The sequence below is a fragment of the Pseudomonas sp. SR18 genome, from assembly GCF_023701505.1.
In the GTDB taxonomy this organism is placed as follows: Bacteria; Pseudomonadota; Gammaproteobacteria; order Pseudomonadales; family Pseudomonadaceae; genus Aquipseudomonas; species Aquipseudomonas cyclaminis.
Genome location: NZ_JAMQAU010000007.1, coordinates 195078 through 218466 on the forward strand (window position 1 = coordinate 195078; position 23389 = coordinate 218466).

The following is a 23389-nucleotide window of genomic DNA, read 5'->3' on the forward strand; positions in this document are numbered from 1 at the left end:
AATCGCAAGTTTCGGGTCGTAGCTGTCGAGCCTTGGCGAGGCTGCGTGGCGGATGTATTGACACCCCGCGATCTGCGGGGCGCCCAACGCAGCCTCGCTTGCGCTCGGCAGCTGCTACGGGGGTTGCGGGGTTACTGCGAAATGGCGCCGTCCACCAGGACCTGGGCCTCTTCAACCAGTTGCTTGAGGTGATCTTCGCCAATAAAGCTCTCGGCGTAGATCTTGTAGATGTCTTCGGTGCCCGATGGCCGTGCGGCGAACCAGCCGTTTTCGGTCATCACCTTCAGGCCGCCAATGGCCTGATTGTTACCCGGCGCATGGCTGAGGATCTGCTGGATGCTTTCCCCGGCCAGTTGGGTAGAGGTCACCTGCTCCGGCGACAGTTTGCCCAACAACGCCTTCTGCGCCGGGGTGGCTTTGGCATCCACACGAATAGCGAACGGCTCACCCAGCGCATCAGTCAGGCCACGGTAGATCTGGCTCGGGTCCTGGCCTTTGCGCGAGGTCATTTCTGCGGCGAGCAGCGCCGGGATCAGACCGTCTTTGTCGGTGCTCCATACGGTACCGTCTTTGCGCAGGAATGACGCACCCGCGCTTTCTTCACCGCCGAAACCCAGCGAACCCTCGAACAAACCATCGGCAAACCACTTGAAGCCTACTGGCACTTCGTACAGGCGGCGGCCAATGCGCGCCGCCACGCGATCAATCAACCCGCTGCTGACCACGGTCTTGCCCACGGCCGCATCGGCGCGCCAGTCGGGACGGTTCTGGAACAGGTAGTCGATGGACACCGCCAGGTAGTTGTTCGGCGCCAACAGGCCACCAGACGGGGTAACGATACCGTGACGGTCGTGGTCCGGATCGCAGGCGAAGGCCACGTCGAAACGCTCCTTGAGCCCGATCAAGCCCTGCATGGCGTAGCTGGAAGACGGGTCCATGCGGATCTGTCCATCCCAGTCGACGCTCATGAAGCGGAAGGTGGAATCGACTTCAGTGTTCACCACGTCCAGATTCAACCGGTAGTGCTCGGCAATCGCCGACCAGTAGCGCACCCCTGCTCCACCCAATGGGTCAACGCCCAGGCGCAGATCAGCGCTGCGGATGACGTCCATGTCGATCACGTTGATCAGGTCGGCCACGTAGCTGTTGAGGTAGTCGTGGCGACGGGTGGTGTCGGCCTTGAGTGCCTGGGCGTGGGTGATGCGCTTGACCCCGGCCAGTTTATTGGCGAGCAACTCATTGGCTTTGGCTTCGATCCACTTGGTCACGTGGGTATCGGCCGGGCCGCCGTTGGGTGGGTTGTACTTGTAGCCGCCACTTTGCGGCGGGTTGTGGGACGGCGTGATGACAATGCCGTCAGCCAGGCCGCTGGTACGGCCGCGGTTGTAGCAGATGATGGCGTGGGAGATCGCCGGGGTCGGCGTGTATTCGTCGCCTTCGGCCAGCATCACGTGAACGCCGTTGGCCGCCAACACTTCCAGGGCGCTGGCGCCGGCTGGGGTCGACAGGGCGTGGGTGTCCAGGCCGACAAACAGTGGGCCGTTGATGCCCTGGGCTTCACGGTACAAGCAGATGGCCTGGCTGATGGCGAGGACGTGCCATTCGTTGAAGCTCAGCTCGAAGGAGCTGCCACGGTGGCCGGAAGTACCAAAGGCCACGCGCTGGGTGGAGATCGCTGCATCAGGCTGGCCGGTGTAATAGGCCGTCACCAGTCGCGGGATATCCACCAGCAACTGGGCTGGCGCCGGTTTGCCCGCAAAAGGACTGATTGTCATGCATGAACCTCGGAAAGAAGGATATGGAAAAATCGCAGTTTACTAAGTGTTGGACTACGGTGCGACGGTATAGATCCTACAACCGTCAGAGAAACTTCACGCAGTCTGCGCCTGCCGCAGCGCTTCACTCAACGCTGCCAGGGCAACATCCAGGCTGGCTTGCCCACGAAAAGCATGGCTCAAGCGCAAGTTCTGATAATGCAACCCGCTGACACTGAACAGCTCGCCGGGTGCAATGACCACTTGCTGCGCCAGCAAACGCTGGAACACCTGGCGCATGTCCACTGCGCGGGTGGACTGCAGCCAGCAGGCGGCGCCTGCGTTCGGCATGCGGCAGGTCACCTGGTCGCCCAAGTAATGCAGCAGGCGCTGACTCATCTGCGCGGCTTGCTCGCTCAGCTGTTGGCGCAATGTGCCCAGATGCTGATCAATCCGTCCGTTTTGGTACAGGCGCGCAATCGCACGCTGGCGGATCGACGACAAGCGGAATGAGCGCAGCAGGAACTGGCGCTGCAATTCATTGCTCATGCGTCGGGACAGTAGATAACCGTAAGACGCTTCCGAGCCAAGTGTGTTCTCGAATGAAGAAAACACGATCAGTCGCTCAGGGTTCACTTCTTCACGCAATGCCGGCTGCGGCGCGCCGAAACCCAGCTCACCAAACGTATCGTTTTCCAGCAACCAGCACCCGTACTGGCCCAGCAACCGGGCCGCGTCCAGGCGATCGTCGACCGACATCGCCACGCCAGAGGGCAGGCTGACCGTGGAGGAGAACAACACCAGATGCACCGCCTCTTCACGCAGCAGCCTTTCCAATGCGGCGCGATCCAGGCCGCCCTCCGGCGTCCAGGGAAGTTCGATGATGTGCACCCCGGCGTCCTGCAACAGGCGCAGGATCAGCCAGTCGCAGGGCGATTCCACAATCACGGTGGTGCCGCGCAGGCCCAGCACTTCGATCAGAATGTCGAGCACGCCGCGCAGGTCGGCACCGATATACACGTCGTCAGCATGCCAGCAGTGCGTTGGCGACGAGGTATACCGGGCCGCCAACGCCGCCCGCAATTCCCACACACCGCAAGGCTGGGACCACGGCTGCAGATGCGATGGAGGCTGGCGCACGAGCTCACGCTCCAGCCTCAGCAATGTTTCATCCAGGGAGCCAAGCAACGCCGGCTCGTCGCTACTGAGCACCACCATGCCGGGGCGCCGAGCTGCCGCGTAGAGGCGGTCGAGCAGGTCCCCGCCGCTCCACGCCAAAGGGTTTATCGACTTTGGCCAAGCGTAGTACCCCGACTTGGCCACTGAATAGACCCTGCCCTCCTTCTCCAGCAGCGCGTAGGCGTACTGGATCGTTGAAATCGACACGTTCAGGCGCACGGCCAACTGCCGCAATGACGGCAATTTTACCCGGGTGTCGGTACTGGCTTCGTTGATCAGGCTGATCATGTAGCGATAGACCGCCTGATACGCAAAGTCCGCCTGACGCTCCGTGCGCGGCGTCATCGCTCGGACAATTGCACAGTCTGGGCGGCGCCATGGGTCCTTGCGACTGGACGCCTGCGTTTAACACTGAGCCGCGGCCGCTTGCCGTACAGGTGCTGCAACAAGCACAGGGGCAAGCCGCTGGTGTCCGTTACCCACTGTTGCAGCATCTCGGCGCAGGGTTTGCCCTGAAGGACTTTGTGCAACTCGGGCAGCGCCACCAGCATGCCCGGATGGCATTGGCGCAAATAGCCTTCCAGTCGCTCGCCGTGATGAAGAAACGGCGAGAACAACAGGCAGGTCAGTTGGGTTTCATCCAGGCCAAAGAACTGTTGTGCGTAAGTAGCCGACAGAATGCGGCCTTCACGGGTCCCGACCTCCGCGAGCACATCGTCGGGCATGCGCAGACGGCGCAGGTAAGAAGCGGCTTGCTGCACAAAGTCTTGCACCCCTTCTTCATACTCCAGCTCACGTAGGCTCTCGGCCTGCAGTCCGCGCAGATGAGCCATCAGCAACGGATTGGAATAAGCCGGATGGCTAAAGTGAAAGCCCAGCGGGTCCGGCGTATAGGCCATGAACTCGGTCAACAAGGTTGTCGACATGAGGTCGACATCTTCCAGTAGATCGGCGATGCCGATGTAGGCCAAGTGACGATGCCCCGCCTTGCTCGGGTTATCGCTCGCCACATAATGCTCACCGAACAGATCCCGGTAATAGCCATCGCTCCACTCGTCCATGCACGCGAACAACGCGTTGAGCGAGGATGGATAGCCATTTGGCACGGCGAGGCCCGCGTTCTGGGCGGTTTTCTTGAGCCAGGCAAAAAACTGACGCTGTTTGCGCGGGGAGTCGCCACTGACCAGTGCATGGACGCCGCCATTGCAGGTGGTGACCCGCTGGTAGAAATCACCCATAGCCAGGTAAGTGTCGTTACACAGTGTGGCGCGGCAGTCGCCCGCGCTCAGGTGACCCATCATCAACATATTGCGTTGGCTGGCCTCACGCCCGGCCGCCGAGGCGGGGCGGTGGTGATTGAAGGGCTGTACTTCCCGGTTTTCCACCACCAGCAACTCGACGCGCGGATCGTCATGCAGAAACAAGCGACCATAGCCGCAATTGATCGTTTCGAGGTGCCCCTCAGTCATGCCCGCGTGCCGCAACGTCGCGACTCTCAGTTCAAAGGTGCGCGGCGCCCGGCCGGCAATGGTCAATTGGGCCGCGCGCAGTAACGCCAGGGTATAGCTGCTGACTTCGCCCCCGCTGTGGGCGACCAACACTTTGAAATTCCCCACCTGCTCCATGCCCCCTGCCGCCACAACGATCCGTTGGACCAGTAATTGAAGAGCCGTGCGGCTCGCGCGATTAAGGTGCCCAATCAAACGCTGCAGAACTTGCTGATAAACATGATTCATAGCTTGTTCGTGAATAGTGCTCATAGTTCTACTACCCGAGTTGAAATATCAGTTTCGAGCAACTACTGACCGTATCTGCCCGACCTATTGTGCGTGTAGGAAAATCGCGCACCGCGTTGTGCGTCGATGGATAAACACTAGCACCGCGCAACAAAACGACATGGATCTCCGTGGGTGCTCACCTCAACACTGAGACCATGCAACCCAATGAATTTAAAGGGTTTATCTTGATAAAAGCGCACCCTTAGGACTCTTCCGACAAGCTCCTACGCATTTTTAACCAACCTTTTAAAGAAGTGTCCGACAAACCAGACTCAAGCAACTTTCTTTTTGTGCAAGCCGGCAGCTTGTATGAAAGTACCTGCCTTGCGGAGTTCGCATGTTCGCCGCACTCATCGTTCAAATAACTACTTGATTCAATCATTGCTCAATCCTTGAGATGAAAGTGAAGGCGCAATTATCAGCGTTGTAATAATGATTAATAGATACAGAAGCTGGCCGAAAACCAGTGCAGATGAGCGACCGTTGGCACGTAAATGTCGCGCACACAAAGACGCCGCGCTGGGATTCAGGGCGGCGTCAGGGAGGAACAGCAGGATTTAGGGGCTAACGTGCCAGGTCGGCACCTTTCGGGGCGGGCGGGTTAAGCCCTGTCAAATGGCGCATTTGCCCCCTTCACTCAGACACGGGAGCATTCATTTACGAATACTCCTACAGCTCAAACAGCCGCAACCTGCAACGCAACACGCTCGCGGCATGGGCATTCGTCCATATAACGGTGGGCTTCCACGAACTGATTGAACGGGAATACCGTGGTTTTCAACGGCACCAGCACGCGGTCGGCGGTCAATTGGTTGATATCACGCAACGCACGCTGTAACGCCACCTGATCCTGGATGATGCCCAGCTCCGGTTTGCCGGTGAAGTTACCGATGCAGTGTACGAAGAACTGAATATTCTTCTGGAACGCCGCGCACGCTGGGAACGGCGTCTGGTTTCCGCCCTGTAAGCCATACAGCACCAGGCTACCTCGGGGTGCCAGCACGTCGCCGAGCAAGGACATCTGCGGGCCGCCCAAACCATCGAAGACCACGTCGACGCCGCGGTTGTCGGTGAACTTGTTGATTTGCATCAGCAGGTCCTGCTCTTCGGTGGCGATCACCTTCTCTGCCCCAAGGGACAACAGGTAGTCACGCTCGGTGCTGTCCTTGGTCGCGGCAATCACCCGCACACCCAAGGCCTTGCCCAGCTGTACAAAGGACGGACCGGCGCAGTGACTGGCGTCGGTGACCAGCGCAAATTGCCCCGGTTTGACCCGGGCCAGATCCATATAGGCAAAGTAAGCAATCAACAGCGGCGTGTAGTGCACGCTGGCTTCGATAGGGCTCAAGACGTCCGGGTAGCGGGTCAGGGCCGAACGGGGCAAGACGATCTGCTCGCCATACACCGGATAATCATTGGGGCTCTCGGCCGGAAAACTGGCCACTTTATCGCCCACTGCCAAGTCATCTACGCCTTCGCCAAGGGCGACAACCACACCGGCCATCTCATGGCCCAGGCCTGATGGAAGACGGGCATGGGACGATGCCAGGTTCTGGCGCCACAAAATGTCATACCAACTGATGCCAATCGCCTCGACACGCACCTGCACTTCGCCCGGTGCGGGCTGCGCGGCTGCATGCTCTTCGCATTTGAGCACCTCGGCCGGACCAAACTTGTGAAAACGGATCGTGCGGGACATCGCAAACCTCGTCAAAGTAACCTCTATTGCCATGAACTTTATCTGGGCTTTGCGGGTAAGACCACAGGTCGCCATTAATAGTCGACATGCCTGTCATTGATTCCACGTATAAGGAATAGACCTCAACCATCGTAGGAAAAGTCAATTATCCTGTGCAGAGTACCAGCCTTTCCCCGTAAGATTAATGCTGGTCATCGTTTGTATGTGGCCGCTCTCGTCAAGTCAGCTGACTCTTCCAGGACACAAGATGAACCGTAACGACCTGCGTCGTGTCGACCTTAACCTCTTGATCGTATTCGAAACCTTGATGCACGAGCGCAGTGTGACCCGCGCCGCCGAGAAGCTATTCCTCGGCCAACCGGCCATCAGTGCGGCATTGTCACGCCTGCGCGGGCTGTTTGACGACCCGCTGTTTGTGCGCACCGGCCGCAGCATGGAGCCCTCGGCCCGTGCGGTGGAAATCTTCGCCCTGCTCTCCCCGGCCCTGGACTCGATTTCCACCGCCGTCAGCCGCGCCGCCGAGTTCGACCCGGCAACCAGCACCGCCGTGTTCCGTATCGGCCTGTCCGACGATGTTGAATTCGCCCTGCTGCCCCAACTGCTCAAACGCCTGCGCGCCGAAGCCCCAGGCATCGTACTGGTGGTGCGTCGCGTGAATTACATCCTGATGCCAGGCCTGCTGGCTTCCGGCGAAATCTCCATTGGCGTCAGCTACACCGCCGACCTGCCGGCCAACGCCAAGCGCAAAGTATTGCGCCGCAGCCTGCCCAAACTGCTGCGTGCCGACAGCGTCCCCGGCGCCCTGAGCCTGGACGACTTCTGCGCCCGCCCCCATGCCCTGGTGTCATTTGCCGGGGACTTGAGCGGGTTTATCGATGAAGAGTTGGAAAAGCTCGATCGCAAACGCCACGTGGTCCTGGCCGTACCGCAGTTCAACGGCCTGGGTACCTTGCTGGCGGGCACCGATATCCTCGCCACCGTGCCGGATTATGCCGCCGAAGCGCTGACATCGGCCGGCGGCTTGCGCTCCGAAGATCCACCGTTGCCGGTGCGTTCATTTGAACTGCACATGGCGTGGCGCGGCTCGCAGGATAATGATCCGGGGGAGCGGTGGCTTAGGTCGCGGATTCAGATGTTTTTTGGCGATCCTGAGAGTCTTTAGGCGTTGTCGGGAAGGCTGTTAATCCTGATCATTTCTGCCTTTTGATAGACCATAGAGGTCCATTTACTTCCAGTGGATGGCTACATTGGGGGGCATATCTGAGGGCATGCTCTGGATGGTTTTAAAAGGATGCCCCCTCTAAGCCGAAGCTCCCTTCCCTCTTGGTCAGTTGGATCAAGAGTTCGACAACCATCGACCCCAGCTTTCTTATTATCGACTACTCAGGTTAAACAAAAATAAATCGGCAGACGTTCAATCACTATGGCAACGATCCGGCGTCCTGCAAAATCAGGTCGGCGCCCTTCTCCGCCACCATCAGGACTGCGGCGTGGGTATTGCCGCTCGTCACATTGGGAAAAATCGACGCATCGACAATGCGTAGACCATCGAGACCATGGACTTTAAGCCGTTTATCGACCACTGACTTCTGTACATCCGCCCCCATCGCGCACGAGCCGCACAGGTGGTAGATCGAACCGCTGTTTTCGCGAAAGTACTGCAGCATCTGTTCATCGCTTTCGACCACCGGCCCCGGGAGGACTTCAGCAACCGTGATGCCTTTCAAGGCCGGCGCCTGCATGATTTTGCGCATCAGCCGACTGCCTTGGATCACTTCGTCGATGTCCTTTCGCGTACTCAGGTAATTGGGATCGATCAGCGCAGCGTCTCGAGGGTTATTCGACTGGATCTCGATATGCCCCCGACTCGTCGGCCGGCACGGGTTGAAACATAGCAGGAAGCCGGAATACGGCTCGGGCTTGAGGCTGGCCTTGTTGTTCTTCGGGATCTGGTACGACAGCGGATTGAAGTACAGTTGCAGGTTCGGGTTGGTCTGCGACTCGTTGCCACGGAAGAAACCACCGGCCTGGTTGACGCTCATCGCCAAGGCACCCTTGCGGGTCAGCAGGTATTTAAGGCCGAGCTTGAACTGCCCGAACAGCGAGCTGAGCTGGTCATTGAGCGTCGGAATGTTCGCCTTGTAGTAATAGCTGACGCACAAGTGATCTTGAAGGTTCTGCCCCACCGCCGGCAGGTGTTTGACGAGCGGAATCTGGTGCCTGGCCAGTAACGCCTGATCGGCGACACCGGATAGTTGCAGAATCTTCGGTGTGTCAACGGCACCGGCGCAGAGGATCACCTCCTTGCGCGCCTGGAAGGTGCGGACCACGCCGTGTTGGGTCACGGAAATGCCGCTGGCCCGCACGTTCTCGAACAATACCCGATCGACCAGTGCGTAATGCTCGACCGTCAGATTCGGGCGGCTGAGTGCGGGATGCAGATGCGCAAAACTACTGGAACTGCGCTGGCCGTCCTTGGTGTTGACATCGTAGATACCCGAGCCTTCAAAGTTCGGCCCGTTGAAGTCGTCACTCTGCGGGTAACCGAGTTCATCGCACCCCTTGAGAAACACATCGCAGATCGGATGGGTCTCTCCCTTCATCGGAGTGATGCTGATCAGGCCGCTGCCGCCGTGATATTCGCTTTCGCCCGATGGGTGATTTTCCAGTTTGCGAAAATACGGCAAAACGTCCTTGAAACCCCAGCCATCGTTGCCGTTGGCGGCCCAGTCATCGAAGTCATGGGCTTGACCACGGACGTAGATCATCGCATTGATCGAGCCCGAACCGCCCTGGACCTTACCGCGCGGAGCATAAATTTCACGATTGTTGAGCTGCTTCTGCGGCTGGCTGTAGTACATCCAGTTGAAGGTCGGGTTGTAATACATCTTGGCAAAGCCGACAGGGATCTTGAACCACAGCGAACTGTCCTTGCCGCCCGCTTCCAGCAGCAGCACCGTGTATTTTCCGCAGGCCGATAGCCGGTTGGCGAGGATACAGCCGGCCGCGCCGGCGCCAGCGATGATGTAGTCGTATGTCATGCACGGTTACCGCGTAAGTCGTTATTAAAAAAACACCCATTCCCGCAACTGAAAGACGGGAAATACCGTCAGCCTCTGGCCGGCGATGTGTCTTTGACGTCTGCCGGGGCCGGTGCCATTTGCAGGTGCAAACGCTCACCGGTATAGGGCGAATGGCTGCGCACCACGTCCATGTTCAGCTCCACCCCAAGGCCGGGCTCGGTGGACGGAATGATGTAGCCGTCCTCCCATTGCAGTGGCTTGGTCAGGACTTCGGCGTGGAATCCACCCCAGGTCATGATGCTCTCCTGGATGAGGAAATTCGGGGTACAGGTTGCCAATTGGAAACTCGCCGCCGCGCCAATCGGCCCGTTATAAAGATGCGGTGCGATCTGCGCGTAATAGGCCTCGGCCATGCTCGCGATCTTCTTGGCTTCCAGCAGCCCGCCGCAGCGGGCCACGTTCATTTGTAGAATCGACGCACCGCCGGCCTGCAACAGCTTGAAGAATTCGTACTTGGTGGTCAGCCGCTCGCCCGTAGCAATCGGAATGGTGGTCTTGGCCGCAACTTGCGCCATCGCCTCCTCCTGACCCGGTGGCACTGGCTCTTCAAACCATAACGGGTCGTACTTCTCCAGGCGCTTGGCCAGGCGAATCGCCGAGGACGGGACCATTTGCCCATGGGTGCCGAACAACAGGTCGCACTTGTCGCCCACCGCTTCGCGGATCTTTCGGCAGAAGGTTTCGCAGCGCTCCAGTACTTCCAGCGAAATCTGGTGACCGGAGTACGCGGTGTACGGCCCGGCCGGGTCGAACTTCACGGCGGTGAAGCCTTTATTCATGTTCTCGATAGCGCATTCGGCAGCCAGGTCCGGGTCGTCATAGTCGTACTCACCCTGGCTGTTGACCGGGTACAGGTAGGTGTAGGAACGCAGACGCTCATTGACCTTGCCGCCAAGCAATTCATAGACCGGCTTGTTCGCCGCTTTGCCGATGATGTCCCAGCAGGCCATCTCCAGGCCGCTGACCACGCCCATCATGGTCAGGTCGGGACGCTGGGTGAAGCCGCTCGAATAGGCCTGACGGAAAAAGCGTTCGATGTGATGCGGGTCGTGGTTGAGCAAGTAGCGTTCAAACACGTCTTCGATGATCGGCAGCATGGCTTTGGGGCCGAAGGTCGCAGCGTAGATTTCGCCGACACCTTCAATGCCGCAATCGGTCTTGAGCTTGACGAACAGCCAATACATGCCGCCGATATGCGGTGGCGGGACGGCAACAATATGGGTTTCAAGGGCGACGATTTTCATCTCAGGCACCTGTTTTATTCGAAGATTGACGATTGATACGCGCACGCAAGGTCAGGGCCGCGAGGGTCCCGATCAGGCCGACGGAGGCGATGTAGCCGAAATACAGCTTGTAGCCAAGGGCGCCGGGGAAGTGCTCGGTGAGGTAGCCGTTGATCAATGGAATGAAGGCATCCGGCAGGTAACCGACCACCGAGACGATGCCAATGGCCAGGCCGGTGATGCGCAAAGGAATGTTGCAGGTGTCGAGGATCGCCCAGTACAAACCGCGAATCGCATATGTCATCAGGCCGATGAAGATCACCGTACCGACCAGCAGGCCTATGCTGTTGAGCGCCGGGAACACGATCAGGCCGACCATCGCCAACGTAGCGAGGAACAGCGCCACGATCAGCACCGAGATGTTCGAGAACTTGTCACCGAGCCAGCCGCCACCGATACCGCCAATCGGGCGCATCCACAGTTTGATGGTGGTGATGGTGCCGGCCATGACGGCGGTCATGCCGCCGCCCTGCAAATAATCGGAGAAGCTGTAGGTCGCCCAGAAGATGTGGTAACCGCAGAACACGATGGCCGTCACCAACCACAGCTCAGGGATTTTTACCAGTATGGTCAGGTCGCCGAGCAGGTTGTATTTGCCCTTTTCCACCGGCGCGGTGTCCTCCATCGCCTTCGGATCCTTGATCAGCACCAGCACACAGCCGATGGCAATACAGGTGAAGGCATAGAGGTAGACCACGTGCTTGAAACCTTCTGCGGCGGACTCGCCACGGGTTTCTGTGGCGAAGGCAAACAGCCCCAGGGCGACCGTTGCGAGCAGCGCTTCGACCAGGCCGCGACCACCGTCGAGGATGCCGAAGAACCGGCCCTGTTCAGTGTGATGAGCAATCATCTTCACCCGCTTGAGCACCGAGGCCCAGAACGTCAGGCCGGTGGTCAGGCCCCAGCAACCGAAGATGATCATCAAACCGGCCATCGACGGCCCCGTGGAGTACCAAAGTCCCAAGGCTCCGGTGGCCACCAGCGAAAAGAAAATCAAAAACCGCGGGGCGATCCGGTCGGCCAACCAACCGCTCGGCAAATAGCTAAGCAGGAAAATCGTACCGAGCATCGAGTACAGATAACCCAATTCGCTGTGGTTGATTTGGAACACCTCGAGCATGGTGGTCTGGTAAACCTGGCGCAGGTACAGTATCGGGTAGATCGCCCCGGCGGCCAGTACCAACAGCATTAACTGGATGTAGCGACTTCCCTTGTCACTGCGGCTTTTTGCACCCGCGTTCGAACCCTGAACAGCGGCAACAGTGGTTGCAGGCTTGGACATCTATGAGACCTCGGGCAACCCGGTGGTCCGGGCGCCCCAATAATTGTTTTTATAGGTTTGGAGCAGTAGCAAGCGCAAAGCTACAAGCGGCAAGTCAGAGCCGGCTGCCGTTCGCTTTTACTTGCCGCTTGAAGCTTGGAACTTTAGCTGCCGGTCTAGTACTTCATCACCACAAGTCGGGTCTGAGTGAATTCGAGCATGCCGTGCTTGCCGTCATCACCGCCCAGGCCCGAGCGTTTCCACCCGGCGTGGAAGCCCTGGTAAGGGTCGGCCGGGGTCCGGTTGACGTACAACTCACCGGCCTCGATGGTGTTGGCGACTTTCAGAGTGGTGCGGTAGCTCTCGGTGTACAGCACCGACGACAGGCCGAACTGGTGATCGTTGGCCATGGCCAACGCTTCGTCGATATCGCGGTACTTGAGCACTGGCAGCACCGGGCCGAAAATTTCTTCCTGGATAATTTCCATGTCCTGGCGACAGTTGCTCAACAGCGTCGGCGGGTAGAAATGGCCGTTGCCCTCAGGAATGAAACCGCCTGCTTCCAGTACCGCACCGTCGGAGACGGCGCGCTCGACCATGGCGTGGATGTTTTGCTGCGAGCTTACGTTGACCAACGGGCCCATCAGGCTCGCGTCGGTGGCACGGTCGCCAAACTTAACGGCGATGATTTTGGCTTTGAGCAACGCGAGAAATTGCTCGTAGACACTTTCCTGCACGTAAACCCGCTCCACCGCCGTGCACAACTGACCGCAGTGAGTGGTCTTGGAAGCGACGATAGCGCTGGCGGCAGCTTCAAGGTCAGCGTCGGCTTCAATGATTGCCGGGGTTTTGCCGCCCAGCTCCAAGGACGGCTTGGCAATGTTGGCCTTGCAATAGTCGAGCACGATCCGCCCGGCGTTGACGCTACCGGTCAGGGTGATCAAGCCGACGGCTTTGTGGGTGCAGACCGTTGCGGCGGTAGCATGGTCCATCGTCAGTATGTTGACCACGCCGGCCGGTAAACCGGATTGCTGCACAGCCTTGGCGATTTCAAACGCCGAGGTCGGGGTGTTGTTACTCGGGCGCACCACCACGGTATTGCCGGCAATAAGCGCCGGGGCGATTTTGCGCAGCAAGGTGTAGACCGGGTAGTTGAACGGAATCAGGCAGGCGACCACACCAATCGGCTCGCGGTGCAGGAAGAGGTTTTCGTTCGGGGTATCGCTGGGGATGATCTCGCCTTCGATCCGCCGAGCCCATTCGGCGTGGTAGCGGGTGATTTGCGCGGCGTAACGGGCTTCGTTGCTGGCGTCGCTGACACTTTTGCCGGACTCGGCGGCCAAGGCGGCACCGATGCGCTCGGCGCAGGCCTCCAGGGCGTCAGCGAATGAGCGCAAGTGCTCGGCGCGTTCGATGCCGGTGAGCTTGCCCCAGCGCTTCTGGGCGGCGGCGGCAGCCTCAACGGCGGCGGTTGCTTCAGCGCTGGTGGCGGCCGAGACCTTACCCACCAAGGCTTCGGTGGCCGGGTTGTAGACCGCAATCAGCGCATCGCTGGCAGGCTCAATGAAGTGACCGTTTACAAAGTTTCGCTCAAGTCGCATGTGAATCGCCCATCGTTGTTTTTATCCAGTTCCCGCAGTTTTGGCATCCTGAGGGGGTTGAACAAACGATTTATTGAGCGGGGTAACATTCAAAAAATGCAGGTTACGCGAGAAGCAATCAAATTTCCCGTGAAGGTTGGGGGTCAACCGGCGGCGGTGGAGGGTTCGAGCTGCCTTTGCGCCAACCAGATTTCCTCCTGCAACCACTGGCTGAACACCTGCAATTGCGGCATCAAGGTCTGCTCCGGCCGAGTCACCAACCAGTAGGATTGATGCCCTTCCACATGCACGTTCAGTACCTGGGTCAACTGCCCGCTGGCCAGCTCCGGGGCAACCATGTGCCAGTCGGCAATGGTGATGCCCAAGCCGTCGGTGGCCGCACGAATCGCCAGGTCCAGCAGGTCGAATTCATAACCGCCCTGGGTATCCACGCCGCTGATTTTCGCCGCGTCGAGCCAGTGTTTCCAGGTCAGATAACGCTGGTCTTCCCGGGCCAATACATGCAGCAAGGTCAGGCGATTAAGGTCGATGCCGCGCTCACTCCATTCCCGCGCATACAAGGACGGAGCACACACCGCAATGTGCCGTTCCTGGAGCAGCAGTGAGCTGTCCAGCCCATCCCATTCGCCATCGCCAAAGCGGATCGCGCAGTCCAGAGTGCTGGTTTCCGCCAGGCTGTCCTGTAAACGTGTGGTGATGCTCAGTTCCAATTCGGGGTGTTTCTCCCGCAGCCGTCCCAGGCGCGGCATCAACCAGCGGCTGGTGAAGGTAGGCGGTGCGTTGATGTGCAGGCGATTAGCGTGGGACTTCTGCTGGATGCTGCGCACCGTCAGCTCGATTTTGTCGAAGGACTGATGCAGCGCCCGCAGCAAAACCCGGCCGGCGCTGGTCAGTTCAAGGTGGTGATGCCGGCGTTCCAGCAGGTTCTCGCCGAGCTGTTCTTCGAGCTGGCGCACCTGGCGGCTGACGGCACTTTGCGTGACGTTGAGCAGCTCCGCCGCCCGGGTAAAACTGCCGGTACTGCCGGCCACTTCGAAGGCTTTGAGCGCATTGAGCGCGGGCATTTTGCGTTTCATGAACAGGACTCGCGCTGGGGCTGACGAGCCCCAAGCATCCCACGGCTTGCGGGAAATTTCCCGAGTAACATGATTTTTTGTGTTGTGCAGGGCGATTCCCTTGCTCCCTCGCCACAGGTAATCGGCAATATTCAATGACGTCGGTTTCAGCCCTGCCACTGTCGCCGACGTATAAATAGCATGAGTATTTCGCAGCACACTCACGACTATTAAGCACTGGCTGTTTTATTTATATAAACGCTAGTCTTGTTTTAATTAAACCGCCGACTAAGTCAACGCACTTACATAGGGCATGCCTTGCACTTACGCCCCATTCCATAGCAATTAAATTGACCGAGCCAACCCCATGCCCTTCGACCCACACTCACCCACAAAAAGTATTATTTTATTAGCGCTTATCTTTACGGCGTGTAACGCGACCACCCACGGCTTCAGTATTTTCCTCTACTCGGCCTTATTACCCCAGATCCGCCAGGTGTTCGAGCTGAGCTACAGCCAGGCAGCGTCCATTGCGGCGCTGCTGCAACTGTTCTACATGGGCGCATCGATTGCCAGCGGCATCGCCGCGGCGTGGATCAGCCCGCGCAACATGGTAAAGCTGACGATGGCCTTGAGCCCGGCGCTGCTGGCCCTGGCCGTCGCCACCCCTTGGGTGCTGCCGTATGCGCTAAGCCTGGCGTTGGTCTCGGCCTGCGCCGTGGCGAACTGGAACGCCATCGCCGCACTGGTCGGCGAAGTGATCCCCGTCTCCCATCGCAGCCGCGTGCTAGGGCTGGCGTCGTCAGGTGCGGCGTTTGCGATCTGCCTTAACGGGTTGCTGATCGCCTTGTTGCAGGGCATCTCGCTGCGGCACTTCTGGCTGATTTGCGCCGGGCTGACGCTGATGGTCACCCTACTGACCTTTTGGGTCCTGGCACCGTTGGCGAAAGGCCAGCGCACCACGAAAAGCAGTGCGCCATCGCTGCGCCGGATACTCAGGCAATGGTTGAAGCTGTGCCTGGAACACCCGGTAGCGCTGCATGTGCTGCTGCTCAGCACCTTTATTGGCGGAATCAGCGGCCCGTTCCTGAATTTTCTCTCGGCGTTCGCCAGCGAACGGCTGGGCGCCAACGCACAGATCACCGGCTCGTTGTGGACACTGATCGGGATTGGCGGGGCAGTCGGCGGTTTATTGTTGGGTTCATTCGCCGATCGTTGGGGCGCATTAAGGGTGATGGCGTTGAGTATCAGCGCCTTCGGCCTGGCAATGCTCGCCCTGCTCTGGCAACCGAGCTTGAATCTGACCTGGTTGGCGGCCGGGCTGTTCGCGCTGTTCTATTTCCCTGTCTGGGGCTTGATGGCCGCCTACCTCAGCGCACGCTTGAGCCCCGTGCAAAGCCTGCAAGTGGTGAGCCTGAGCATGGTCGGTTATGGCTTGGGCAGCGCCACCGCGAACTGGCTGTGCGGCTGGCTGCTGCAGGCCACCGGGCAGTTTGGCCTGGTGCACGGCTGGATCGTCTGCTGGGTCACCGCGAGCCTGTTATTGCTGAGGCTGATGGCCCGCCGTCAACGCTGTGAGCCGGCGCTCGGCCAGCCACTCTGAACGGCCCAAGCGACGCGACAGAATGTCCACCAAGGCCTCCACCGCCAGCGCCTCGCACTGAGTAGAACGCCAGAACATCAACCGCGCCGGCTCAATCGGCGGAAAGCCCTGGGCCGCGTCCAGCACCTTCCAACCCGCCGGCACCAGGCGCCGCGCCGTGACACCGACCGACTGGCCCTGTTCAATGGCAATCCCTATCCCACGCGGGCTCTGGCTGGTGTAAACCACATGCCACGCCCGCCCGGCCTCGGCCAGCGCCCGCACGGCATTGGCTCGAAAGGCGCAGCCCTCGGCATACACTGCCAGAGGCACCGAGACATCCGCCCCGGCGCTCCAGCCCTCAGCCGCCACCCACACCAGCGGCTCGTCGCACAGATATTCGCCCAGTTGCACATTGGCGTGTTGCACACCGAGCACAAGGTCCAGCTCACCGCGTTGCAAACGACTGACCAGCGCCGTCGACATCTCGCAACAAATGTCCGGCCGCACCTGGGGAAACTGCACCTGAAAGTCGCGCAACACCTTGGCCAGGCAAAACTGGGCGTAGTCCTCGGGCATGCCGACGTGAATGCACACCTGCTCATCGGGCAGTTGCACGGCGTTGATCGCATCGGCATGCAGTTTGAGGATCTGCCGTGCATAGATCAGAAACGTCTCGCCACCGGGTGTCAGGCTCACCGAGCGACTGGTGCGCTGGACCAACGGCGTGCCGACGATTTCTTCCAGGCGCTGCAAATTCTGGCTGATGGTCGACTGGGTTTTGTGCAGACGCTCGGCCGCCGCAGAAAATCCGTGGCACTCGATAATCGCAACAAACACTTTAAGTAAGCTTCCATCCAGTTCGCCTGACATAACTATCGCCCCTGCCGATGGATTCGATCACAACTTGTAATTTCCACTTCGCACCTCTTTAAGCAACTATCGATTCAACGCCAAACACTGTTAATTGATAGTTCCAGGAGACTTGCATGAGCCTTCAACTTGCCGACGCCGAAGTGGGCGATATCAGCGATATCATAAATACCGAGTTGTACCCCATACATGATTCGGGCCATGTCCGGTTGCAGGCGCTGATCGAACACGCCCGCGCAGAACTGGCCGAAGATGGTTGCTGCCTGCTGAAAGATTTCTTGCGGCCCGAGGCGCTGGAACAGGCGCGTGCCGAAGGTCAGGCACTGTCGGGCAAGACCTTTTACTCGGTGCGCAAGGTCAACGCCTATTTCACAGAAGACGACCCTGCCCTGCCCCAAGATGACCCGCGCCGCACATTCATGGAGCGCACCAGCGGTTTTGTCACGCGGGACATGATTGCCCCGGACGCGATCATTCATCGCCTGTACGTCTCGCCGATGATGAAGCGATTCATCGGTGCCTGCCTCGACGAGCCGGAAATTTTCGAATACGCCGACCCGTTCGCCGGGCTGGTGATCAATGTGATGCCCGAAGGCACCGAGCAACCCTGGCACTTCGATACCAACGAATTCATCGTCAGCATGATGACCCAGAAGCCCGAGGCTGGCGGCCTGTTCGAGTACGCGCCGATGATCCGCACGCGCACTCAGGAAAATCTAGGTGCTGTCGGCAATGTGGTGCGCGGGAACGACCGCAGCCGCGTGCAGGAACTGGAGCTCAACCCCGGCGATTTGCAGATTTTCAAGGGTCGTTTTTCAGTGCACCGGGTAACCCGCGTCGAAGGCGCTACTGAACGTAATACGGCGATTTTCGCCTACTCCGAAAAGCCTGGAATCATCGGCCGTGCCCAGCGCACCAAACAGCTTTACGGACGCCTGTCCGAAGCCCATCTGCAAGCCGAACGCAACCTGGTACGCAGCGACCAGTTGCTCGACTGATCCATTCCAAAAAAATCTTAAAAAAACCAACCGTATTTGCCTGCGAGGAACACCCCATGAGTCTGTCCGGCCCCAACCGCAACCCCGCCGACTGCGAACCGACCTACGCCGAGATCCAGCAGATCCAGCTGGACCGTTTGCAACGGGTGCGCAACGAACTGAAAAAACGCGACTACGCTGCGTGCGTGCTGTTCGATCCGACCCACATGCGCTACGCCACCGGCTCGCGCAACATGCAGGTGTACTCGGCGCGCAACCCGGCACGTTACGCTTTCATCCCGGCAGAAGGCCCGGTGGTGGTCTTCGAATTTGGCGGCTGCCTGCACCTGGCCGAACAGCTCAACACCGTCGATGAAGTGCGCCCGGCCAAGGCCATCTCCTATTACTTCTGCGACAGCTTCCTGAATAACGTCACCGCCGAATGGGCCACTGAAATCGGTGAATTGGTGCGCAAGCACGGCGGCGGTAACAAACGCATCGCCATCGAAAGCGCGACCTCGGCCGCTGCGTTCGAACTGCAAAAACTCGGCTACCAGATATTCGATGCCCAGGAACCGCTGGAGCGCGCGCGCTGCATCAAGGTGCCGAACGAGCTGAAGATGATCCGCGCCAGCCTGCGTGCCACCGAGGCCGGCGTGCGCTTGATGGAAAGCAAACTGGTGCCGGGCATAAGCGAAAACGAACTGTGGTCGCATTTGCACCAACACGTAATCGCTACCGACGGCGACTACGTCGAAACCCGCCTGCTGTCCTCCGGCCCGCGCACCAATCCGTGGTTCCAGGAGTGCAGCACCCGGCCCATCGAAGCCGGTGACCTGGTAGCGCTGGACACCGATGTGGTTGGGCGTTTCGGCTACTACGCGGACTTTTCACGGACCTTCCTCTGCGGCGAGCAAGCCGCCACCGCCAAGCAACAGGAGCTGTACAAACTGGCCTACGAACAAGTGCAGACCAACGTGGAAATGCTCAAGGCCGGCCGCAGCTTCAAGGAATACGCCGAGCTGGCCTGGAGAATCCCGGACAACTACAAGGCCAACCGCTATTTCGCCCTGGCCCACGGCGTTGGCATGACTGGTGAATACCCGTACGTGGTGCATCGAGAAGACATCGATGCACTGGGTTACGACGGGGTGTTCGAAGCCGGCATGACCATCTGCGTGGAGAGCTATATCGGCCACGATGCGGGCGGCGAAGGGGTCAAGCTCGAAGAGCAGATTTATATCCACGAAAACGGCATCGAGTTGCTTTCGGACTACCCGTTCGATTCGCGCCTGATGCCACGCTGAGTTGCCCCGGACGGCGCCGTAACCTCCTTCGACATCGTCCGGTTTTCCCCTTGTTCCCACCCGGAACAAGGGGCGTTTGCGGCCATCGCGCAGTGTTTCGTACCCGCGCCTTCCTCCGTCCGGCCTGTCTAGCTCAAGCGGCAGCCTTCCTTACGGTCAGTAACATGCATTTATCGAACGTTTCAGCGTTGAATTTATCGTTTGTCGATCGTTGCCCAGATGACAAAACTGCGGGCATCTCTAATAAAAACAACATGAGAGCAGCCCTATGTCATACCCAGCCTCCGTCCTTCTGATCTCGTTGCGCCTTGCTCTACTGCCGGCTTTACGCCTGTTACGCCTGCGCCTTCGCGCTGCCAGCCACTGACAGTCTCGGTTCATCGAACCGACCGCGTCTGCCGCTCGCCCCATGTGCGGCCAGTCGAAAAACGCACTTTTGCACGTTATCGGAGAGGCATATGAAAGACTTAATGACACTGGACGGCACTCTGCCGCATCCAGCGGTGAACGACCTGTGCACCCAAGTCAAAAGTGGCGAGATCAATCGTCGCCAATTCCTGCGCACCGCCGCACTGCTGGGCATCACCGCCGCCAGCGCGAGCACTTTCCTCGGTTCCGCGCTGCTCGGTAATTCCGCTCATGCCGCTGACGCGGTAACGCCGCGTCAGGGCGGCAGCCTGAGGTTTGCCTGTGCTATCCAGGAAATCCAGGACCCGATGCTGATCACCTGGATCGAAGCCTCGAACCTGCTGCGCAACAGTCTCGAATTCCTGACCTGGGTCGATGCCGACAACATCACTCACCCGTACCTGGCCGAGAGCTGGAGCCCGTCCGAGGACCTGAAAACCTGGACCTTCAACCTGCGCCAGGACGTGAAGTGGAGCAACGGCGACACCTTCAACGTCGAGGACGTGCAGCACAATATCGAGCGCTGGATTGCCGCCGATTCCAAGTCGGTCAACCGCACCGCGTTCCAGGACATTACCGCGTTCGAAAAAGTCAGTGACTTCCAGTTCCGCCTGGTGCTCAAGCGTCCGATGCTGGCGATCCCGGAAATGCTCAACGCCTTCACTTGCGCCATCGTGCACCGCAGCTTCAAGGCCGGTGACGACTGGGCGAAAAATCCGCTGGGTACCGGGCCGTTCAAACTGGTGTCATTCGCGGTCAACAAGCAGGCGACCTTCGCCAAGCGTGCCGATTACTGGCGCACACCGGCAAACCTCGACGAGTTGCGCTACGTCGACATGGGCACCGATATTTCCACCCACCTCGCGGCGTTGCAGGCCGGGCAAGTGGACGTGTTGTACCGGGTCACCGTGGCCGAACTCGACCTGGCCAAACGCTTGCCCGGCGCGCAACTGCTGACCTGTAAATCGGCGCAAACAATCGTCATGCGCATGGCCTGCGACCAGAAGCCGTTCGACGACCTGCGCATCCGCAAAGCAGTAGCGCTCTGCGCCGACAACGCGCAGATGCTGAAAATCGCCTATCGCGGCATGGGCACCCTGGGCGAAGACCATCACGTCGCGCCGTCCCACCCGGAATACTTCCCGCTGCCCAAACGTGCGCGGGACGTGGCGGGTGCGAAGAAACTGCTCGCCGAAGCCGGCCACCCGAACGGCATAGACATCGACCTGATCGTCGGCAACACCCAGGGCCGCTACGAACAGGACTGCGCGCAGATCCTCCAGCAAAACTGCGCCGAGGCCGGCATCCGCATCAACCTCAAAGTGATCCCCGCGACGCAATACTGGCCGATCTGGGACAAGGCCGCGTTCAGCCTCACCTACTGGGCACACCGCCCACTTGGTGTGATGTCGCTGGAACTGGCCTACCGCAGCGGCGCGGCCTGGAATGAAAGCCACTACAGCGACCCTGCGTTCGACGCAGCGCTGGACAAAGCCATGGGCATCATCGACCCGAAACAACGGGCAGCAGCGATGCAAAGCGTCGAGCAGATCCTGCAAGACGCCTGCGTCATGGTCCAGCCGTTCTGGGGCGATAAATTCACCGCCGCGAGCAAGAAAGTCCAGGGGTTCCAGGTTCACCCCTCGGACTTCTACCCAATGGATCAAGTCTGGTTGAGCGCCTGATTCAAGCGCCCTGAACGAGCCCGCCCACTCAGCTGCGGCGGGTCGCCATCCTTTGATTAGCCGGAGCGTGCGAGCATGGCTGAATTTCTATTGCGCAAGTTATTGGCGCTGGCGGCAACCTTGCTGTCGGTGTCAGTGATCGTGTTCCTAGCCCTGGAACTGAATATCGAAGACGTCGCGATCAACGTCCTAGGCCCCTACTCCGCCGCCGACCAGCGCGCTGCATGGCTGGTGGAACACGGTTACAACCAACCCTTCGTCTGGCGCTACCTCGTGTGGCTGAAGGACTTTCTCAGCGGCGACTGGGGCACCTCGGTGCATTTTCGCGAGCCGGTGATTGATCTGCTGCTGCCGAACCTCGGGCAAACGTTGATCCTCGCTGGATTGGCGTTGGCGGTGATGGTACCGGTGGCGTTGACACTCGGTATCCTGGCCGGGATTCGCCAGGGCTCGGCGGTGGATCGATTGGTGTCGTTTCTGTCGATCGTCACCACCTCGATTCCAGACTTCGCCAGTGCGGTGTTTGTCTCGGCGATCTTCGTGTTCTGGCTTAACTGGCTGCCGGGCGTGAGCAGCATGAGCGACGGCTTCAACCCAGTGGAACTGGCGCTGCCACTGATGGTGCTGTGCCTGTTCGGCATCGGCTACCTGGCGCGGATCACCAGGGCCTCAATGGTCGAAGTGATGCAGGCGCCGTACATCCGCACCGCCCGCCTCAAAGGCGCGAAGACCTCACGCATCGTGTTGCGCCATGCGCTGCGAAACGTGCTGATCGCGCCAATCACAGTGATCATGTTGTACATCCCGTGGCTGCTATCGAACGTGATCGTGGTCGAGGTGTTCTTCGCCTACAAAGGCTTCGGCTCGCTGCTCTACACCGCGTCGCTGAACCATGACGTCTACCTGATCGAAGCCTGCGCAATGATCAGCGGCATCGTAGTCGGCGCGACCAAAATCTTCTCTGACCTGGCCTATACCTGGCTCAACCCGCGCATAACGTTGCGCAGTCTTGGCGGAGGTGGCCAATGAATTTCCTCAATTCGTTCAAACATCCCCTTGCGTTACTTGGTTTGCTGCTGGTGGGCGGCTGGGTGCTGATGGCGCTGTTCGCGCCGTGGTTGGCGCCCCATGATCCGCTGGAAAGCTTCACCCCGCTGCTGACGCCGATGACTCCGGATGGCGACGGGATACACTTTCTGCTCGGCACCGACATGATCGGCCGGGACATTCTCTCGCGGCTGATCTGGGGCACGCGCACCGTGTTGTTCTGGTCGATTCTGGCAACGCTGACCGCATTCACCGTCGGCATCACCATGGGCCTGTGCGCCGGCTACTTCAATGGCTGGGTCGATGCGGTGCTGTCCTATGTCGCCGACACTGTGTTGTCGTTCCCGGTGCTGGTGCTGTACATCGTGATCATCATCGCCCTCGGCGCGTCGGCGCTTAACATCCTGATTGCGGTGACCTTCACCAGCGCTCCGGCGATCTTCCGGATCATGCGCGCACTGACCATCGACATACGTTCGCGGGATTACGTGCTCAGCGCCATCACCCAGGGCGAAGGATCGCTGCGGATCATGCTGGTGGAAATCCTGCCCAATTGCGGCGGCCCGTTGATCGTCGATTTCTGCCTGCGTATCGGCTACACCGCGATCATGATCGGCGCCCTTGGTTTCCTCGGCCTCGGCCTGCCACCGCCGACCCCGGACTGGGGCGGCATGATCAACGAAGGCCGCAGCATGGCCATCGCGTTCCCGCATCTGGTGATCTTCCCGTGCATTGCCATCTCCACCCTGATGCTGGGCCTGAGCCTGTTGGCGGACGGTCTGGACGAACACGCCCAGAAAGGCGCAAGGAGCTGAGC

At 59.5% G+C, this 23389-nt stretch carries 17 protein-coding genes; 7 read left to right on the forward strand and 10 right to left on the reverse strand.

What is annotated here, in order from left to right; genetic code table 11:
* Positions 1 to 131 precede the first annotated feature (131 nt).
* The 4 genes from pgm to NDJ82_RS13185 form a co-directional block, all read right to left on the reverse strand.
* The gene (gene pgm, locus NDJ82_RS13170) at positions 132 to 1775 is read right to left on the reverse strand and encodes a phosphoglucomutase (alpha-D-glucose-1,6-bisphosphate-dependent) (RefSeq protein WP_250925654.1); all 1644 of its coding nucleotides are present in this window, start codon (positions 1773 to 1775) and stop codon (positions 132 to 134) included.
* A 96-nt stretch (positions 1776 to 1871) separates the two neighbouring features.
* Positions 1872 to 3278 (reverse strand): aminotransferase-like domain-containing protein, encoded by a 1407-nt coding sequence (locus tag NDJ82_RS13175; protein WP_250925655.1) that lies wholly within the window; start codon positions 3276 to 3278, stop codon positions 1872 to 1874.
* Entirely contained in the window at positions 3275 to 4693 is a 1419-nt protein-coding gene (locus NDJ82_RS13180) for a hypothetical protein (protein WP_250925656.1), read from the reverse strand. The genes NDJ82_RS13175 and NDJ82_RS13180 overlap by 4 nt, the downstream gene beginning before the upstream one ends.
* A gap of 694 nt (positions 4694 to 5387) precedes the next feature.
* A complete protein-coding gene (locus NDJ82_RS13185) occupies positions 5388 to 6410 on the reverse strand; it encodes a zinc-dependent alcohol dehydrogenase family protein (RefSeq protein ID WP_112195204.1) in 1023 nt (340 codons plus the stop codon).
* Positions 6411 to 6657: 247 nt separating this feature from the next.
* Here NDJ82_RS13185 and NDJ82_RS13190 point away from each other — a divergent pair, with 247 nt between their 5' ends.
* Positions 6658 to 7572: a LysR family transcriptional regulator gene (locus NDJ82_RS13190; protein WP_158878168.1), complete on the forward strand. Its 915-nt coding sequence runs from the start codon at positions 6658 to 6660 to the stop codon at positions 7570 to 7572.
* Positions 7573 to 7831: 259 nt separating this feature from the next.
* On the opposite strand, the gene NDJ82_RS13195 is transcribed toward NDJ82_RS13190, so the two are convergent.
* The 5 genes from NDJ82_RS13195 to NDJ82_RS13215 all read right to left on the reverse strand — a co-directional run bounded on the left by NDJ82_RS13195 (position 7832) and on the right by NDJ82_RS13215 (position 14714).
* The gene (locus NDJ82_RS13195; RefSeq protein ID WP_158878169.1) at positions 7832 to 9451 is read right to left on the reverse strand and encodes a GMC family oxidoreductase; all 1620 of its coding nucleotides are present in this window, start codon (positions 9449 to 9451) and stop codon (positions 7832 to 7834) included.
* Positions 9452 to 9519: 68 nt separating this feature from the next.
* Complete coding sequence (locus NDJ82_RS13200; protein WP_158878170.1) at positions 9520 to 10737, reverse strand: mandelate racemase/muconate lactonizing enzyme family protein; 1218 nt, start codon at positions 10735 to 10737, stop codon at positions 9520 to 9522.
* 1 nt (position 10738) lies between these two features.
* Positions 10739 to 12058 (reverse strand): MFS transporter, encoded by a 1320-nt coding sequence (locus NDJ82_RS13205; protein WP_158878171.1) that lies wholly within the window; start codon positions 12056 to 12058, stop codon positions 10739 to 10741.
* A 155-nt stretch (positions 12059 to 12213) separates the two neighbouring features.
* Positions 12214 to 13638 (reverse strand): aldehyde dehydrogenase, encoded by a 1425-nt coding sequence (gene aldA / locus NDJ82_RS13210; protein WP_250925657.1) that lies wholly within the window; start codon positions 13636 to 13638, stop codon positions 12214 to 12216.
* A gap of 143 nt (positions 13639 to 13781) precedes the next feature.
* Complete coding sequence (locus NDJ82_RS13215; RefSeq protein ID WP_158878173.1) at positions 13782 to 14714, reverse strand: LysR substrate-binding domain-containing protein; 933 nt, start codon at positions 14712 to 14714, stop codon at positions 13782 to 13784.
* A 346-nt stretch (positions 14715 to 15060) separates the two neighbouring features.
* Here NDJ82_RS13215 and NDJ82_RS13220 point away from each other — a divergent pair, with 346 nt between their 5' ends.
* Positions 15061 to 16296: an MFS transporter gene (locus NDJ82_RS13220; RefSeq protein ID WP_158878174.1), complete on the forward strand. Its 1236-nt coding sequence runs from the start codon at positions 15061 to 15063 to the stop codon at positions 16294 to 16296.
* Here the strand turns inward: NDJ82_RS13220 and NDJ82_RS13225 are convergent.
* The gene (locus tag NDJ82_RS13225) at positions 16234 to 17148 is read right to left on the reverse strand and encodes a LysR family transcriptional regulator (RefSeq protein WP_158878175.1); all 915 of its coding nucleotides are present in this window, start codon (positions 17146 to 17148) and stop codon (positions 16234 to 16236) included. The two genes, NDJ82_RS13220 and NDJ82_RS13225, sit on opposite strands and share 63 nt — an antisense overlap.
* A gap of 116 nt (positions 17149 to 17264) precedes the next feature.
* Here NDJ82_RS13225 and NDJ82_RS13230 point away from each other — a divergent pair, with 116 nt between their 5' ends.
* The 5 genes from NDJ82_RS13230 (at position 17265) to NDJ82_RS13250 (ending at position 23387) form a co-directional block, all read left to right on the forward strand.
* Entirely contained in the window at positions 17265 to 18146 is an 882-nt protein-coding gene (locus NDJ82_RS13230) for a HalD/BesD family halogenase (RefSeq protein WP_158878176.1), read from the forward strand.
* Between the two features lie 56 nt (positions 18147 to 18202).
* On the forward strand, positions 18203 to 19432 hold the full coding sequence (locus NDJ82_RS13235; protein ID WP_158878177.1) for a M24 family metallopeptidase: 1230 nt from the start codon (positions 18203 to 18205) through the stop codon (positions 19430 to 19432).
* Positions 19433 to 19890: 458 nt separating this feature from the next.
* Positions 19891 to 21525, forward strand: a complete 1635-nt coding sequence (locus tag NDJ82_RS13240; protein ID WP_158878178.1) for an ABC transporter substrate-binding protein — start codon at positions 19891 to 19893, stop codon at positions 21523 to 21525.
* A gap of 75 nt (positions 21526 to 21600) precedes the next feature.
* Positions 21601 to 22554, forward strand: a complete 954-nt coding sequence (locus tag NDJ82_RS13245; protein WP_158878179.1) for an ABC transporter permease — start codon at positions 21601 to 21603, stop codon at positions 22552 to 22554.
* A complete protein-coding gene (locus tag NDJ82_RS13250) occupies positions 22551 to 23387 on the forward strand; it encodes an ABC transporter permease (RefSeq protein WP_191958708.1) in 837 nt (278 codons plus the stop codon). Before NDJ82_RS13245 ends, NDJ82_RS13250 begins: the two co-directional genes overlap by 4 nt.
* Positions 23388 to 23389: the final 2 nt, after the last annotated feature.

What these genes read in the sequence shown, in the direction of transcription:
- pgm (WP_250925654.1), bottom strand. Translation starts at nt 1,775, where the DNA reads ATGACAATCAGTCCTTTTGCGGGCAAACCGGCGCCAGCCCAGTTGCTG.
- NDJ82_RS13175 (WP_250925655.1), bottom strand. Translation starts at nt 3,278, where the DNA reads ATGACGCCGCGCACGGAGCGTCAGGCGGACTTTGCGTATCAGGCGGTC.
- NDJ82_RS13180 (WP_250925656.1), bottom strand. Translation starts at nt 4,693, where the DNA reads ATGAGCACTATTCACGAACAAGCTATGAATCATGTTTATCAGCAAGTT.
- NDJ82_RS13185 (WP_112195204.1), bottom strand. Translation starts at nt 6,410, where the DNA reads ATGTCCCGCACGATCCGTTTTCACAAGTTTGGTCCGGCCGAGGTGCTC.
- NDJ82_RS13190 (WP_158878168.1), top strand. Translation starts at nt 6,658, where the DNA reads ATGAACCGTAACGACCTGCGTCGTGTCGACCTTAACCTCTTGATCGTA.
- NDJ82_RS13195 (WP_158878169.1), bottom strand. Translation starts at nt 9,451, where the DNA reads ATGACATACGACTACATCATCGCTGGCGCCGGCGCGGCCGGCTGTATC.
- NDJ82_RS13200 (WP_158878170.1), bottom strand. Translation starts at nt 10,737, where the DNA reads ATGAAAATCGTCGCCCTTGAAACCCATATTGTTGCCGTCCCGCCACCG.
- NDJ82_RS13205 (WP_158878171.1), bottom strand. Translation starts at nt 12,058, where the DNA reads ATGTCCAAGCCTGCAACCACTGTTGCCGCTGTTCAGGGTTCGAACGCG.
- aldA (WP_250925657.1), bottom strand. Translation starts at nt 13,638, where the DNA reads ATGCGACTTGAGCGAAACTTTGTAAACGGTCACTTCATTGAGCCTGCC.
- NDJ82_RS13215 (WP_158878173.1), bottom strand. Translation starts at nt 14,714, where the DNA reads ATGAAACGCAAAATGCCCGCGCTCAATGCGCTCAAAGCCTTCGAAGTG.
- NDJ82_RS13220 (WP_158878174.1), top strand. Translation starts at nt 15,061, where the DNA reads ATGCCCTTCGACCCACACTCACCCACAAAAAGTATTATTTTATTAGCG.
- NDJ82_RS13225 (WP_158878175.1), bottom strand. Translation starts at nt 17,148, where the DNA reads ATGTCAGGCGAACTGGATGGAAGCTTACTTAAAGTGTTTGTTGCGATT.
- NDJ82_RS13230 (WP_158878176.1), top strand. Translation starts at nt 17,265, where the DNA reads ATGAGCCTTCAACTTGCCGACGCCGAAGTGGGCGATATCAGCGATATC.
- NDJ82_RS13235 (WP_158878177.1), top strand. Translation starts at nt 18,203, where the DNA reads ATGAGTCTGTCCGGCCCCAACCGCAACCCCGCCGACTGCGAACCGACC.
- NDJ82_RS13240 (WP_158878178.1), top strand. Translation starts at nt 19,891, where the DNA reads ATGAAAGACTTAATGACACTGGACGGCACTCTGCCGCATCCAGCGGTG.
- NDJ82_RS13245 (WP_158878179.1), top strand. Translation starts at nt 21,601, where the DNA reads ATGGCTGAATTTCTATTGCGCAAGTTATTGGCGCTGGCGGCAACCTTG.
- NDJ82_RS13250 (WP_191958708.1), top strand. Translation starts at nt 22,551, where the DNA reads ATGAATTTCCTCAATTCGTTCAAACATCCCCTTGCGTTACTTGGTTTG.